Source organism: Marmoricola sp. URHB0036 (assembly GCF_000426045.1).
Classification (GTDB): domain Bacteria; phylum Actinomycetota; class Actinomycetes; order Propionibacteriales; family Nocardioidaceae; genus Marmoricola.
In genome coordinates, this window is the sequence record NZ_AUEP01000019.1 from 38,012 (window position 1) to 51,812 (window position 13,801).

General features: G+C 71.1%; 13 protein-coding genes. 7 read left to right on the forward strand and 6 right to left on the reverse strand.

The window, feature by feature from the left end; translation table 11 throughout:
* Positions 1-112 precede the first annotated feature (112 nt).
* The 4 genes from H976_RS29115 (at position 113) to H976_RS0119525 (ending at position 5,195) form a co-directional block, all read left to right on the forward strand.
* Entirely contained in the window at positions 113-1,372 is a 1,260-nt protein-coding gene (locus H976_RS29115; RefSeq protein ID WP_051277106.1) for a sensor histidine kinase, read from the forward strand.
* On the forward strand, positions 1,369-2,025 hold the full coding sequence (locus H976_RS0119515; protein WP_027862909.1) for a response regulator transcription factor: 657 nt from the start codon (positions 1,369-1,371) through the stop codon (positions 2,023-2,025). Before H976_RS29115 ends, H976_RS0119515 begins: the two co-directional genes overlap by 4 nt.
* Before the next feature lie 10 nt (positions 2,026-2,035).
* Entirely contained in the window at positions 2,036-2,557 is a 522-nt protein-coding gene (locus H976_RS27420; protein WP_051277108.1) for a DUF6518 family protein, read from the forward strand.
* 103 nt (positions 2,558-2,660) lie between these two features.
* The gene (locus H976_RS0119525; RefSeq protein ID WP_027862910.1) at positions 2,661-5,195 is read left to right on the forward strand and encodes an ATP-dependent Clp protease ATP-binding subunit; all 2,535 of its coding nucleotides are present in this window, start codon (positions 2,661-2,663) and stop codon (positions 5,193-5,195) included.
* A 1-nt stretch (position 5,196) separates the two neighbouring features.
* Here H976_RS0119525 and H976_RS0119530 read toward each other — a convergent pair whose 3' ends face one another.
* Positions 5,197-6,060: an A/G-specific adenine glycosylase gene (locus H976_RS0119530; RefSeq protein ID WP_027862911.1), complete on the reverse strand. Its 864-nt coding sequence runs from the start codon at positions 6,058-6,060 to the stop codon at positions 5,197-5,199.
* 90 nt (positions 6,061-6,150) lie between these two features.
* Between H976_RS0119530 and H976_RS0119535 the strand changes: the two genes are divergently transcribed.
* Positions 6,151-6,966, forward strand: a complete 816-nt coding sequence (locus H976_RS0119535) for a hypothetical protein (protein ID WP_027862912.1) — start codon at positions 6,151-6,153, stop codon at positions 6,964-6,966.
* Here the strand turns inward: H976_RS0119535 and disA are convergent.
* Positions 6,963-8,042 (reverse strand): DNA integrity scanning diadenylate cyclase DisA, encoded by a 1,080-nt coding sequence (gene disA, locus H976_RS0119540; RefSeq protein ID WP_027862913.1) that lies wholly within the window; start codon positions 8,040-8,042, stop codon positions 6,963-6,965. The genes H976_RS0119535 and disA overlap by 4 nt on opposite strands.
* A 9-nt stretch (positions 8,043-8,051) precedes the next feature.
* Complete coding sequence (gene radA / locus H976_RS0119545; RefSeq protein WP_027862914.1) at positions 8,052-9,461, reverse strand: DNA repair protein RadA; 1,410 nt, start codon at positions 9,459-9,461, stop codon at positions 8,052-8,054.
* A 103-nt stretch (positions 9,462-9,564) separates the two neighbouring features.
* On the opposite strand from radA, the gene H976_RS0119550 reads away from it, so the two are divergent.
* Positions 9,565-10,647, forward strand: coding sequence for a LacI family DNA-binding transcriptional regulator (locus H976_RS0119550; RefSeq protein WP_081683054.1), 1,083 nt, complete (start codon positions 9,565-9,567; stop codon positions 10,645-10,647).
* Here H976_RS0119550 and H976_RS0119555 read toward each other — a convergent pair whose 3' ends face one another.
* From H976_RS0119555 to H976_RS0119565, 3 genes are read right to left on the reverse strand one after another with little or no spacing between them, the layout of a single operon-like run.
* Positions 10,648-11,352 (reverse strand): class I SAM-dependent methyltransferase, encoded by a 705-nt coding sequence (locus tag H976_RS0119555; protein ID WP_027862916.1) that lies wholly within the window; start codon positions 11,350-11,352, stop codon positions 10,648-10,650.
* Between the two features lie 6 nt (positions 11,353-11,358).
* Positions 11,359-11,997: a VOC family protein gene (locus tag H976_RS0119560; RefSeq protein ID WP_027862917.1), complete on the reverse strand. Its 639-nt coding sequence runs from the start codon at positions 11,995-11,997 to the stop codon at positions 11,359-11,361.
* A gap of 43 nt (positions 11,998-12,040) precedes the next feature.
* Complete coding sequence (locus H976_RS0119565) at positions 12,041-12,808, reverse strand: hypothetical protein (protein WP_027862918.1); 768 nt, start codon at positions 12,806-12,808, stop codon at positions 12,041-12,043.
* 52 nt (positions 12,809-12,860) lie between these two features.
* On the opposite strand from H976_RS0119565, the gene H976_RS0119570 reads away from it, so the two are divergent.
* Positions 12,861-13,796 carry a Ppx/GppA phosphatase family protein gene (locus H976_RS0119570; protein WP_027862919.1) on the forward strand — a complete coding sequence of 312 codons (936 nt, stop codon included), beginning with the start codon at positions 12,861-12,863 and terminating at the stop codon, positions 13,794-13,796.
* Positions 13,797-13,801 lie beyond the last annotated feature (5 nt).

Below are 13,801 nucleotides of genomic sequence, written 5' to 3' on the forward strand. Positions count from 1 at the left end.
GCGACGACTCACCCGACGCGACGACTCACCCGTCGGGTCACCCACGCGGGGGACCGATGATTCCCCCGCCCGGGGGTGGTGGCGGCGCCTCGCTGGAGCAGAGGATTCGAGCATGGACAACAGCGGGAAAGCGACCTGGGTGCCGGAGGACGAGCCGGTGCCCAGTGCCTACCGGACGGCGGCCCTCGTCGGTGGCTTCGTGGTGCTGGTCTGCTTCGCGACCACGCACTGGGTGCCGAGTCTCGTCGGTGAGTGGGCGGCGTCGATCGTGCCGTACCCGTCCCTCGTCGGGCCTGGTCTGTTCCTGGTCGCCGGCAGCCTGCTCGGCCTCGTCGTGGCCTCCGCTGCCTGGGTGGCACTGACCGAGCCCTGGATCGGGATCGGGCTCGCCCTGCTGCCACTGCTCGGCTCGCTGGCGGGCATCGATGCTCCGCTGCACTTCGGAGTGATCGCCGGGCTCTGCGCAGTGGCCGTCTCGGCGGGGTGGAGACGGCCACTGGCGTCGGTGGTCGCGATCGCACTGGCCGAGGCGGTCGTCGTGGGGTGGCTGCTCCGCCCCCATCTCGAGATGGCGGCGCCGTTCGGTGCCGTGATCGACCACGACCTGTGGTCGTCCGCTCACGCGGTGGAGACCGCTCTCGCCTACACCCTCGGGCTGGGGATCGTCCTCGGTGCCGCGTTCGGACTGCGCGCCGTGACCCGGAGCGAGCGCGAGCGCCGGCTGCTGGCGGGCCGCGCGGGTCAGGTCGAGCAGCACGCCGGTGTCGTGGCCGAGCGGGCCCGGCTCGCCCGCGACCTGCACGACGTCGTCGCGCACCATGTCTCGCTCATCGCGGTACGCGCGGAGACCGCGCCGTACACGCATCCCGGCCTGGCCGACGACGCCCGTGCCCTGCTCACGGACATCGCGGCCGACGCCCGGCTCGCGCTCGACGAGCTGCGCGGCGTGCTGGGGATCCTCGGACGTGCCGGCGACGACACCGGACGCGCACCCCAGCCGGAGTGGCGCGACATCAGCGCCCTGGTGGAGCGCTCACGTGCGGCTGGGCTCGACGTGGGTCTCCAGGGGTCCGTCGATGCCCCGGTGAGCCCGTCGTCGGGGTACGTCGCCTACCGCGTCGTGCAGGAGGCGCTCACCAACGCCCGCAAGCACGCGCCTCGGTCCCCGGCCACGGTCTGGCTCGAGGTGGTCCCCGGGCTGGTGGTCGTGCGCGTCACCTCGCGGTTGGCACAGCCGGGGACCACCGCCGGCCCGGGTCACGGCTTGGCCGGCATGCGCGAGCGGGTCGAGGCGCTCGGGGGACGGTTGGTGGCCGGCGTGGCAGGAGAAGAGTTCATCGTCGAGGCGACGCTGCCCAGAGGTCTCGCGTGATCAGGGTCGTCGTGGCCGACGACCAACCGGTGATCTGCGCAGGGTTCGCGGCCCTGGTCGACGCCCAGCCCGACATGACCGTGGTCGGCACCGCCCACGACGGGCGCGAGCTCGTCGCCCTGGTCTCCGCTGAGCAGCCCGACGTCGCCCTGGTGGACGTGCGGATGCCGGAGCTCGACGGGATCGAGGCGACTCGGCTCATTTGTCGCGACACCGACCGGACCCGCGTGCTGGTGCTGACCACGTTCGACCTCGACGCCTATGTGTACGACGCCATCCGGGCCGGAGCGAGCGGCTTCCTGCTCAAGGACGTCACCGCGGACCGTCTGGTTGACGGGATCCGGCTGATCGCCGACGGGTCGATGCTCCTCGGTCCGGCCGTCAGCAGACGGCTGGTGGCCGACTTCGCCGCCGGCCACGGTCCGCGGTCGCTCGAGCCGCCGGCGCTGGCCACACTCAGTCCGCGCGAGCGAGAGGTGCTGCTCGAGCTCTCGAAGGGGCACTCGAACGCCGAGATCGCCGCGAGCCTGACCATCTCGGCCGAGACGGTGAAGTCCCACGTCGCAGAGGTGCTGCGCAAGCTCGGCCTGCGCGACCGCATCCAGGCCGTCGTGTGGGCCTACGAGCACGGCCTTGCGGCGCCGGGGTCCTGACGTGGGAGGTGTGCTGGGACGCCTGGGCGTGGCGGCCCTGGTCGCGTCGGCGGTCGGTGGGGCGACGTCGTACCTCCAGACCGTGCTGCCGTACGGCGTGGCGCCGCTGGCCAACTCTGCCGGTCCGTGGTGCCTGGTCGCGTTCGCACTGGCCTGGCGGAGCAAGCGGGTCGCCGAGGGGGCGGTGACCGGCGCGATGGCGCTCGGGCTGCTGGTCGCGGGCTACTACCTCGTCGCGGCCCTGCGCGGGTTCGGCGTGAGCTCCTCGTCGGTCACCTTCTGGTGCCTCGCCGCCGTGACGGTGGGGCCGGTCCTCGGCGCGGCCGCGGTCGTCGTACGACGAGGGCGCGGCTGGACCTCCGTGCTGGCGGCCCTCGTGCTGCCGCTGCTGCTGGTCGCCGAGGGACTCCGGTCGCTGGAGCAGATCGCGGCCACCACCTCCACGGCGTACTGGGTCGCCGAGATCGCGCTGGGCTCCGCCCTGGTGCTCCCGGCAGTGCTGATCGTGCGGCGGAGCCGGTCTGTTCGCTGAGAGCGAAGCGGCGCTCACCCCGGAACACGTAGGCTGTCAGCAGGGTTAATCAGGCCGTGTGGGACGCGCGTGCCGACCCCGCAGATTTTGAGGAGAGACGCCCATGTTCGAGCGGTTCACCGACCGAGCCCGACGAGTCGTCGTGCTGGCCCAGGAAGAGGCCCGCATGCTCTCGCACAACTACATCGGGACCGAGCACATCCTGCTCGGCCTCATCCACGAGGGCGACGGCATCGCCGCCAAGGCCCTGGAGAGCCTCGGGGTGTCCCTGGAGGCCGTCCGCGCCCAGGTCGAGGAGATCATCGGCCAGGGGCAGCAGGCGCCCAGCGGCCACATCCCCTTCACCCCCCGCGCCAAGAAGGTGCTCGAGCTGTCCCTGCGCGAGGCGCTGCAGCTCGGCCACAACTACATCGGCACCGAGCACATCCTGCTCGGCCTGATCCGCGAGGGCGAGGGCGTGGCCGCCCAGGTGCTGCACAAGCTCGGCGCCGACCTCAACCGGGTCCGCCAGCAGGTCATCCAGCTGCTCTCCGGCTACCAGGGCAAGGAGCAGCAGACGGCCGGTACGGCGCCCGAGGCCGCCCCGTCGAGCTCGCTCGTGCTCGACCAGTTCGGCCGCAACCTGACCCAGGCCGCCAAGGAGGGCAAGCTCGACCCGGTCATCGGCCGGGAGCAGGAGATCGAGCGGGTCATGCAGATCCTGTCGCGGCGTACGAAGAACAACCCGGTGCTCATCGGCGAGCCCGGCGTCGGCAAGACCACGATCGTGGAGGGCCTCGCCCAGGACATCGTCCGCGGCGACGTGCCCGAGACGCTCAAGGACAAGCAGATCTACACCCTCGACCTCGGTGCTCTCGTTGCCGGGTCGCGCTATCGCGGTGACTTCGAGGAGCGCCTGAAGAAGGTGCTCAAGGAGATCCGCACCCGCGGCGACATCGTGCTGTTCATCGACGAGATCCACACCCTCGTCGGGGCCGGTGCCGCCGAGGGCGCCATCGACGCCGCCAGCATCCTCAAGCCGATGCTGGCCCGTGGTGAGCTGCAGACCATCGGCGCGACCACGCTCGACGAGTACCGCAAGCACCTCGAGAAGGACGCCGCGCTGGAGCGCCGCTTCCAGCCGATCCAGGTCAACGAGCCCTCGATCGCGCACACCATCGAGATGCTCAAGGGCCTGCGCGACCGCTACGAGGCCCACCACCGCGTGACGATCACCGACGAGGCGCTCGTCTCGGCGGCGACGCTGGCCGACCGCTACATCTCCGACCGGTTCCTGCCCGACAAGGCCATCGACCTGATCGACGAGGCCGGTTCACGGTTGCGCATCCGCCGGATGACCGCACCGCCGGACCTGCGCGAGTTCGACGACAAGATCGGTGACGTACGCCGCCGCAAGGAGGGCGCCATCGACGGCCAGGACTTCGAGGCGGCTGCTCGTCTGCGCGACGAGGAGAAGCAGCTCATCCTGGCCAAGGGCGAGCGCGAGAAGCAGTGGCGCGCCGGCGACATGGACGTCGTCGCCGAGGTCGACGAGGAGCTGATCGCCGAGGTGCTCGCCGTGGCGACCGGCATCCCGATCGTGAAGCTGTCCGAGGAGGAGTCCACCCGCCTGCTCAAGATGGAGGACGAGCTGCACAAGCGCGTCATCGGCCAGGAAGAGGCCGTCAAGGCGCTCAGCCGGGCGATCCGCCGCACGCGTGCGGGCCTGAAGGACCCGAAGCGTCCGGGTGGTTCGTTCATCTTCGCCGGCCCCTCGGGTGTCGGTAAGACCTGGCTGTCCAAGACGCTCGCGGAGTTCCTCTTCGGCGACGAGGACGCACTCATCCAGCTCGACATGTCGGAGTTCAGCGAGAAGCACACCGTCTCGCGGCTCTTCGGCTCGCCTCCCGGCTACGTCGGCTACGAGGAGGGCGGCCAGCTCACCGAGAAGGTGCGCCGCAAGCCGTTCTCCGTGGTGCTCTTCGACGAGGTCGAGAAGGCCCACCCCGACATCTTCAACAGCCTGTTGCAGATCCTGGAGGAAGGTCGCCTGACCGACAGCCAGGGCCGGGTCGTGGACTTCAAGAACACCGTGATCATCATGACCACCAACCTCGGCACCCGCGACATCTCCAAGGGTGTGAGCCTGGGCTTCAACCAGGCCGGCGAGGCCGGCGACTACGACCGGATGAAGAACAAGGTCACCGAGGAGCTCAAGCAGCACTTCCGGCCCGAGTTCCTCAACCGTGTCGACGAGATCATCGTGTTCCCGCCGCTGACCAAGGACCAGATCATCTCCATGGTCGACAACATGATCGCCTCGGTCGAGCTGCGCATGAAGGACCGCGACATGTCGCTCGAGCTGACCCAGGACGCCAAGGACCTGCTGGCCACGCGGGGGTTCGATCCCGTGCTCGGCGCCAGGCCGTTGCGTCGTACGGTCCAGCGCGAGATCGAGGACGTGCTGGCCGAGAAGATGCTCTACGGCGAGGTCGGCCCCGGCCAGATCGTGCTCGTGGGGGTCGAGGGCGAGGGCGCCGAGGCGAAGTTCACCTTCGAGGGCAGCCACAAGGGCAGCCTCCCGGACTCCCCGCCGCTGGAGCCCGTCGGTGGTCCCGACGACAGCGACGGACCGGTCGACATCCAGAAGAACGACTGAGTCAACCCGGTAGGGCGTACCGATCGCCGGCGGTCTCCACGAGGAGACCGTCGGCGATCAGGCTTTTCAGGGCACGTTCGCGCTGCACCGGCTCGCTCCAGGCCGCCTCCAGCCGGTCGCGGGAGACCGAGCCTTCTGCGTCCCGGAGCACGGCCATCAGCCGTCCCCGGACCATCCGGTCGGTGCCGGCCCAGGCCTGGCCGCGCCGGGGCGGTCCGTCGTACGCCGGTCGACCGGACGTGTTCCAGGCGCACTGGTCCTGGATCGGGCACTGCGGACAGGACGGGTTGGCGGCAGTGCACACGAGGGCGCCGAGCTCCATCACCGCGACCGCCCAGGTGGCCGGTTGCTCCTCGGGCACGAGCGACTCGGCGAGGACCCGCTCGGCCTTCGTGACCGCTGGGGCGGGGAACTCCCCGCCGGCGACGGCACGAGCGAAGACGCGGCGGACGTTGGTGTCCAGCACCGCGTGACGGCCCCCGAACGCGAACGAGGCGATGGCGCTCGCCGTGTAGTCGCCGACCCCGGGCAGTGCGATCAGGTCGTCGTACGACGCCGGCACCTCGCCGGCGTGCCGCTCGACGATCGCCAGTGCGGCAGCGTGCAGTCGGAGTGCCCGCCGCGGGTACCCGAGCCTTCCCCACGCGCGCACCGCCTCGCCGCTCGGCGACCCGGCCAGCGCGGCCGGCGTCGGCCAGGTCGACATCCAGCTCTCGAAGACGGGCAGCACCCGTGCGACCGGGGTCTGCTGGAGCATGAACTCCGAGACCATCACCGCCCACGGCGTGGCCCCGGGACCCCGCCAGGGAAGGTCGCGGGCGTGCTCGTCGTACCACCGCAGGATCGGCTCGTGCAGGTCGCTCATGTCGTCGCCCATCAAACATGACCGGGTGAGGCAGGGTGCGCCCGGCGTTGCACCACCGATCGGCACCGATGCCTCACTACCGTGGCGCGCATGGGCTCTGTACGGCATCCGCGTGGTCGGCTGCCCCAGCGCGTCTACTGGGTCCGCCGAGGTCTCGTGCTCGGCGTCGCGCTCCTGCTGGTCTTCGGGATCGGCAAGCTGTTGGGCGGAAACGGTCAGGATCCCGCCGGCTCCGGCGTCGAGGCCAGCACCGCTGCCCAGCAGGGCCAGCCCTCGTCGTCTGCGCCCACGGTCGGCCCGGTGGCGCCCTCGACCAGTCCGGGCACCACCAAGGCCTCCAAGGGACCGCTGCTGCCGCCGAGCGGTGAGTGCCAGGACGACGAGGTGAGCGTGCTGCCGTCCGTCCCGCGGGCATGGGGAGCGGGCGACATCACCATCCGGCTGGGCCTGCAGGGGATCCAGCCGGCCTGCACCTTCAAGGTCTCGCCGGAGAGCGTGGTCGTGAAGATCACCAGTGGCAGCGACCGGATCTGGTCGAGCCAGGACTGCCCCGACTCCATCAAGCCGGCCGACGTGGTGGTGCGCAACGGCGTCCCGACGTACGTCAACGTCGTGTGGAACGGACGACGCTCCGACGACACCTGCAGCCGGACCGCCCCCTGGGCCAACGCCGGCTACTACCACGCCTTCGCGGCGGTGCTCGGCTCGACGCCGACCGACACCCAGTTCGAGGTGACCCGGGCGCCGACGCACGTCATCACCAAGACGGCCAAGCCGAAGCCGAGCCGGTCGCCCTCGGCCAACACCTCGTCGGCGCCGAAGTCGAAGGCCACGTCCACGCCGAGCTCAACCGTCGCCGGCAAGGGCTCGAAGTGTGGCGGCGACAATGCCGCCGGGAGCTGCTAGACGTAGCGCTCGAGGATGCTGGACTCGGCGAGGCGGGAGAGTCCTTCGCGGACGCTGCGGGCGCGCAGCTCCCCGACGCCGTCGACCATCTGGAGGTCCTCGACGCTCGCCGACAGCAGCTTCTGGAGGGTCTCGAAGTGGTCCACCAGGCGGTCGACGACGGCCGTCGGCAGCCGGGGGACCTTCGCCAGCAGGCGGTAGCCGCGGGGCGTGACCGCGCCGTCGAGGTGTTCGCCCTGGCCCAGGCCGAGGGCGCGGGCGACGCAGGCGATGTCGACGAGGTCGGCGGGCGAGAGTGCCTCGAGCTCGGCGAGGACCTCCTCGGCCGGTTTCGTACGACGGCCACCGGACTGGTAGTCGCGCACCACCAGGCTCCGCTCGGCCTCGACCCCGGTGACCAGCTCCTCGAGCTGGAGGGAGAGCAGGCGACCGTCGGAGCCGAGCTCGTTGACGTAGTCGTCGATCTCGCGGGCGATCCGGCTGACCATCTCCAGGCGCTGGGCCACCACAGCGACGTCGCGGACGGTGACGAGGTCCTCGATCTCGAGGGCCGACAGGGTGCTGGAGACCTCGTCGAGGCGCACCTTGTAGCGCTCGAGCGTCGCCAGGGCCTGGTTGGCTCGGGCCAGGATGGATCCGGAGTCCTCGAGGACGTAGCGGATCCCGCCGACGTAGATCGCGATGATCTGCATCGACTGCGACACCGAGATGACCGGCGCACCGGTCTGCTTGGCCACCCGATCGGCCGTGCGGTGACGGGTGCCTGTCTCCTCCGAGGGGATGGTGTGGTCGGGCATCAGGTGCACGTTGGCCCGGTGGATGCGGGAGATGTCGCGGTCGAGGACGAGGGCGCCGTCCATCTTGGCCAGCTCGCGCAGCGCGGTGGGCGTGAAGGGGACGTCGAGGGTGAAGCCGCCGGTGAGGATTCCTTCGACGGCGGCGTCGTGGCCCAGCACGATCAGGGCGCCGGTGCGGCCGCGGAGGATGCGTTCGAGCCCGTCACGCAGCGAGGTGCCGGGGGCGATGACGGCCAGTGTCGCCCGGAGGCGGGTTGCGTCGTCGTCGGGGGAAGCCACGTGCAGAGTCTAGGGGAGTGCCTCGGTCGCACTGTCACCCTTTTCCAACCCCAGCAGGCTCAGTGCTCGCGCGATGTTGTCCACGTCGACCACCCGCATGCCGTCGAGCACCCTGCTGTTGCCGGCGCTCTCGGGGGTGACCGCGGGCACCAGGGCCGACCGGAAGCCCATCCGTCCGGCCTCGGCCAGCCGCACGCCCATGTCGCGGGCGCGGCGGAGCTCACCGGACAGCCCGAGCTCGCCGACCGCGACCACGTTGCGGGCCAACGGCCGCCCCAGCCACGCCGAGGCGATGGCCAGCGCGATGGCGACGTCGTTGCTCGGCTCGGTCAGCCGGGCGCCGCCGACGCTGGAGACGAACACGTCGAAGCTGTGCAGCCGGATGCCGGCGTGCTGCTGGAGCACGGCCAGGATCATCGCCACGCGCGCCGAGTCGACACCCGACGTCGTACGCCGCGGTCGCTCGCCGGCGCTGTGGGTGACCAGCGCCTGCACCTCGCTGAGCAGGGGCCGACGACCCTCGAGGGCGACGGCCACGCAGGTGCCGGGGACCGGCCCGTGGCGGGTGTCGAGGAACAGGCCCGTCGGGTCGGTGATCGCCTCGATGCCCTCGGCCGAGAGGTCGAAGCAGCCGACCTCGTCGACCGGGCCGTAGCGGTTCTTCATGGCGCGCACCATGCGCAGCCGGGAGGTGCGTTCGCCCTCGAAGTGGAGGACGACGTCGACGAGGTGCTCGAGCACGCGCGGGCCCGCGATGGTGCCGTCCTTGGTGACGTGGCCGATGATCACGAGCGTGATGTTGCGCAGCTTGGCCATCCGGATCAGGGCTGCGGAGACCTCCTTGACCTGGGTGACCCCGCCGGGGACCCCGTCGACGTCGCCGGCGCTGATCGTCTGCACCGAGTCGATGACGAGCAAGGTGGGCTTGACCTCCTCGACGTGACCGAGGACGGCCCCGAGGTCGGTCTCGGCGGCGAGGTAGAGCTCGTCCTGGATGCCGCCGGTGCGGTCGGCGCGCATCCGCACCTGGGCGGCGGACTCCTCGCCCGTCACGTAGAGCACCCGGTGGCGCAGCCGGGCGGTCTGCGCGGCCACCTCGAGCAGCAGCGTGGACTTGCCGACCCCGGGCTCGCCGGCGATGAGGATGGCAGCGCCCGGGACGAGGCCTCCGCCGAGCACCCGGTCGAGCTCGGGCACACCGCTGGTGCGGGCCAGGGAGTCCTCGATCGGCACCTCGCCGATCGGGCGTGCCGGCGCGGTGACCGGGCCGGCCTGCACCCGGCTCTTCGCGGCCGCACGCTCGACGACCGTGCCCCAGGACTGGCACTCGCCGCAGCGCCCGACCCACTTGCCGGTCTCCCAGCCGCACTCGCTGCAGTGATAGCTGGGTCGGGGAGCCTTCGCGGTCGCTTTCGCCATGGCCGCACGCTAGGCGAGTGGACCGACACTTCCGGGGTACGACGTGCCTGCGGGAACCGCTCCCGTCTAGGATTGGAACGATCAAGAGCCCTGGGGGAGACGCATGACCCAGCCGACGAGCCGCCCGGAGAGTCGGACGGAGGCACCGCGCGGACGCCACCTGTCCGCGCCGCCGACGCCGCCGACCCTCGCGACGGTGGCCGACGAGGCCGGTGTCTCCCGACAGACCGTCTCCAACGCCCTGAACAACCCCGAGCTGCTGCGGCCGGAGACGTTGGTCCGCGTGCAGTCGGTCATCGAACGCCTCGGCTACTCGCCCAACCGGGCTGCCCGGCAGCTGCGCACCCGCTCGTCCCACCTGATCGGGCTGCGCTTCGAGCCGGCGCAGGAGGGCACCAGCAACGCGCTGATGGACCGGTTCCTGCACAGCCTCACCGAGGCGGCCTCACGCACCGGACACCACGTGCTGCTGTTCTCGGGGGACTCCAAGGACCCGCTCGACGGGTACGACGACCTGCTGCGCTCCACCGCCGTGGACGCCTTCGTTGTCACCGACACCTACGCCGGCACACCGCAGGCCGGCTTCCTGCGCGAGCGGGGTGCTCCCTTCGTGGCCTTCGGACGGCCCTGGGACGAGCCCGGCGCCGACCACGCCTGGACCGACGTCGACGGCGCCCACGGTGCCCGGCTCGCCACCGAGCACCTCCTCGAGCAGGGTCACCGACGGATCGCCTGGCTGGGCTGGGAGAAGACCTCGCGCATCGGTGAAGACCGGCGCAGCGGCTGGCAGGGCGGGATGCAGGCCGCCGGTCAGGACACGCGCGGTCTCGGCGTACGCATCACCGACAACGTCGACGCCGCGCGGCTCGCCGCTCACGAGCTGCTGGAGGACCCGTCGGTCACCGGTTTTGCCTGCGCGAGCGACACGCTCGCGATCGGCGTGCTCCACGCCTGTGCGGAGCGCGGGCTGCGTCCCGGTCGTGACATCGGCGTCGTCGGCTTCGACGACTCGCTGGCCGCTCAGGTCACCTGGCCGGGGCTCTCCTCGGTGCGTCAGCCGCTCGAGGAGGTCGCGGTCGAGCTGGTGCGCATCCTGCACCTCGTGCTCGCCCACAAGCCGATAGGCGACAAGGGCCGGATGCTGCGACCGTCGCTCGTCGTACGCCCCTCGAGCCTCAGGTCGTAGTCACCACACCCGGGTCCACACGTTGACCGCGTAGTCGACCGAGGTGCCCTCGTGGCCAGCGAGGATCTCCTCGGCCACGGCCTCCGCGAACTCGATGCGTACGACGGACTCGAGATCCTCGCGCGAGTCGAAGGTCCACGCCATGTCGACGCCGTGCCGCTCCCATCCCTGGTCGGCCCAGAACGCCGCCGTCTCGACGTAGTCGACCTGGGGATAGCCCAGCCGGAACCACTGGCCGAACGTCGACCGGCTCGGGTCGTTGTCGATCACGAAGCCGCGCGAGCCCGGACGCATCACCCGGTCGAGCTCGGCCAGGCCAGGCTCGCACCCCGGTCCGAAGAAGTAGGCCCAGCGCGCGTGCATCACGTCCACCGACTCGTCGGGGAGCGGCAGGGCCTCGGCCGAGCCGTGCACGACGGTGGCGTTGGGCACCCGGCGGATCCGACGCCTGGCGATCGCGGCCAGGTCGCCGTGCGGTTCGATCCCGATGACAGTGCCGGCCCTAGCCGCGAAGGCGGGGAGGTGGAAGCCGGTGCCGCAGCCGATGTCGAGCAGGTCGCGACCCTCCCACGGTGCGAGGCGCTGCATCAGCGAGGTGATCGCACCTGCGCGGTCGACGGCGCGGTTCTCGACCTCGTAGACCTGCGGGTGGTTCCAGATGTTCGGGCTCGGGATGGCTCCCGGAGCCAGGTCGGGGTCGGCCACCCCGGATCAGATGCGGACGAGCCCGTTGGGGGTCTGGAACTGGGCGGCCACGATCCCGGGGGTGCCGTTGGGGGCGACCCACTCGACCTTCACGGCCTCGAGGGGCGCGTCGACCGACTGGCCGAGCCACTCCGAGACGCGGGCGGGGTCGCCGGCGATCTCGAGGCACTCCAACGACACGCTGCCGGTGGCGCCGGTGCTCGGGTGCAACGACGCATCGACGTCCCACTCGATGAAGAACGGCAGCTGCGGGTCGGCCTGGAGTCCCCGCACTCCCAGCTGCTTCCAGAGCAGCTCGGTGCCGTCGGGCCGGTGCCGGTTGCCGTTCACGGCCTCGCGGCCGAGCCGGGCCTCGTGGGGCCGGATGTCGTCGACAGCCACGGCCCAGCCCAGCCAACCGCCGCCGAGCTCGGAGCGAGCGCGGACGGCCTGGCCGAAGGGCGCCTTGTCGGACGCGGGGTGGTCGAGGACCTCGACGACCTCGAAGTAGGTGTTGTCAGTCAGCGGGAGAATGGCGTTGCGGGTGCCGAACCGTGGGTGGATGCCTCCGGTCACGAACTGCTCGCCGAGCAGTGGCGCGAGTCGGGAGGTCGTACCCACCAGCCCTCCGGGCCCGGCCGCAAACACGATGTGGTCGAGACGCATGGTTGATTCTCACCCGGCGCGGATATGCGTCGGACACCGGGGGTCAGGACGTCGTCGACGCGGGGTGCAGCGCGAGGGCCGAACGCGAGCGCAGATGGGCCTCGCACCGGGCGGCCAGTACGTCGTACCCGGCCTGTCCCATCAGCGCGATCAGCTCGGTGGCGCTGGACTGGTAGACGGGCTCGGCGCCGACGTGCGCCTCGGTGTTGCCCGAGCAGTACCAGTCGAGGTCGTGCCCGCCGGGACCCCAGCCACGACGGTCGTACTCGCCGATCGAGACCTCGGTGTAGGTGGTCCCGTCCGGGCGCTCGACGTCGCGGAAGGTACGACGCAGCGGGAGCTGCCAGCACACGTCCGGCTTGGTCTCGACGAAGTGCACGCCCTCGCGCAGGGCCAGCCCGTGCAGGGCGCACCCGTACCCGCCAGGGAACTCACGCGAGTTGTGGAAGATGCAGGCTCCCTTGACGACCCGGGTCTTGCGCTCGCCCTCGTCGTCGGTCTCGGTCCAGCCCTTGCGGGTCACCTTGCCGCGCTTGCCGATGGCCGCGGGGCGGTTCTCCCAGCCCTCGTCGTCGAGGCGGTCGACCCACTCGGCGACCCGCTCCTCGTCGTCCTTGTCGGAGAAGTGCGCGCCGAGGGTGCAGCAGCCGGCCTCCGGTGCGTCGGCGTAGATGCCGGGGCAGCCGTTGCCGAAGATGCACGTCCAGTTGGAGGTCAGCCAGGTCAGGTCGCAGCGGAACACCTGATCGGAGTCAGCTGGGTCCTGGAACTCGATCCAGGCACGGGGAAAGACGAGATCGACCTCTGGCACGACGGGAACCCTATCCCCGGCAGGGAAACGATCGGCCCGATACCGTGGGGGCATGCGCCTCGGTGTGCTCGACATCGGCTCCAACACGGGGCATCTGCTCGTGGTGGACGCCTACCGAGGCGCGGCCCCCCTGCCGGCCTCCTCCTACAAGGAGGAGCTGCGCCTGGCCGAGCACCTCGAGAAGGACGGCGACGTCAGTCAGCGCGGCATCGACGCGCTCACCGAGTTCGTGGGCAACGCCCTCGACCTGGCCGAGGACAAGGGCTGCGAGGAGATCTACTCCTTCGCCACCTCTGCGGTCCGCGACGCCGGCAACTGCGACGAGGTGCTCGCCCACGTGGAGGAGCGCACCGGTGTCCAGATCAAGGTGCTGCCCGGCGAGGACGAGGCGCGCCTGACCTTCCTCGCCGTACGCCGCTGGTTCGGCTGGTCCTCGGGACGGCTGGCCGTCTTCGACATCGGCGGTGGCTCCCTCGAGGTCGCCGGCGGCAGCGCCGAGTCGCCGGACGTCGCCTGGTCTCTGCCCCTGGGCGCCGGGAGGCTGACGCGCGAGCACTTCGCCGACGGGCCGCTCGGTGAGAAGCAGATGCGCAAGCTGCGCAAGCAGATCCGCACCGAGATCGCCCACGACGCCGGCACCCTGCTGCGTGGCGGCGCTCCCGACCACGCAGTGGCGACCTCGAAGACCTTCCGTTCGCTGGCCCGGATCTGCGGAGCCGCGCCTTCCAGCGAGGGACTGTTCGTACGCCGCATCCTGACTGCCGCCGACCTCGGGGAGTGGATCCCCAAGCTCGTCGAGATGAGCCGCGAGGAGATCGGTGAGCTGCCCGGGGTCTCGGCCGGTCGGGCCCACCAGGTCGTCGCCGGGGCGCTCGTCGCGGCCGCCGTGATGGATGTCTTCGACCTGCCGGAACTCGAGATCTGCCCGTGGGCGCTGCGCGAAGGCGTGATCCTCGACCGCCTCGACCAGCTCAGCGCGCACGGCTGAGGGGG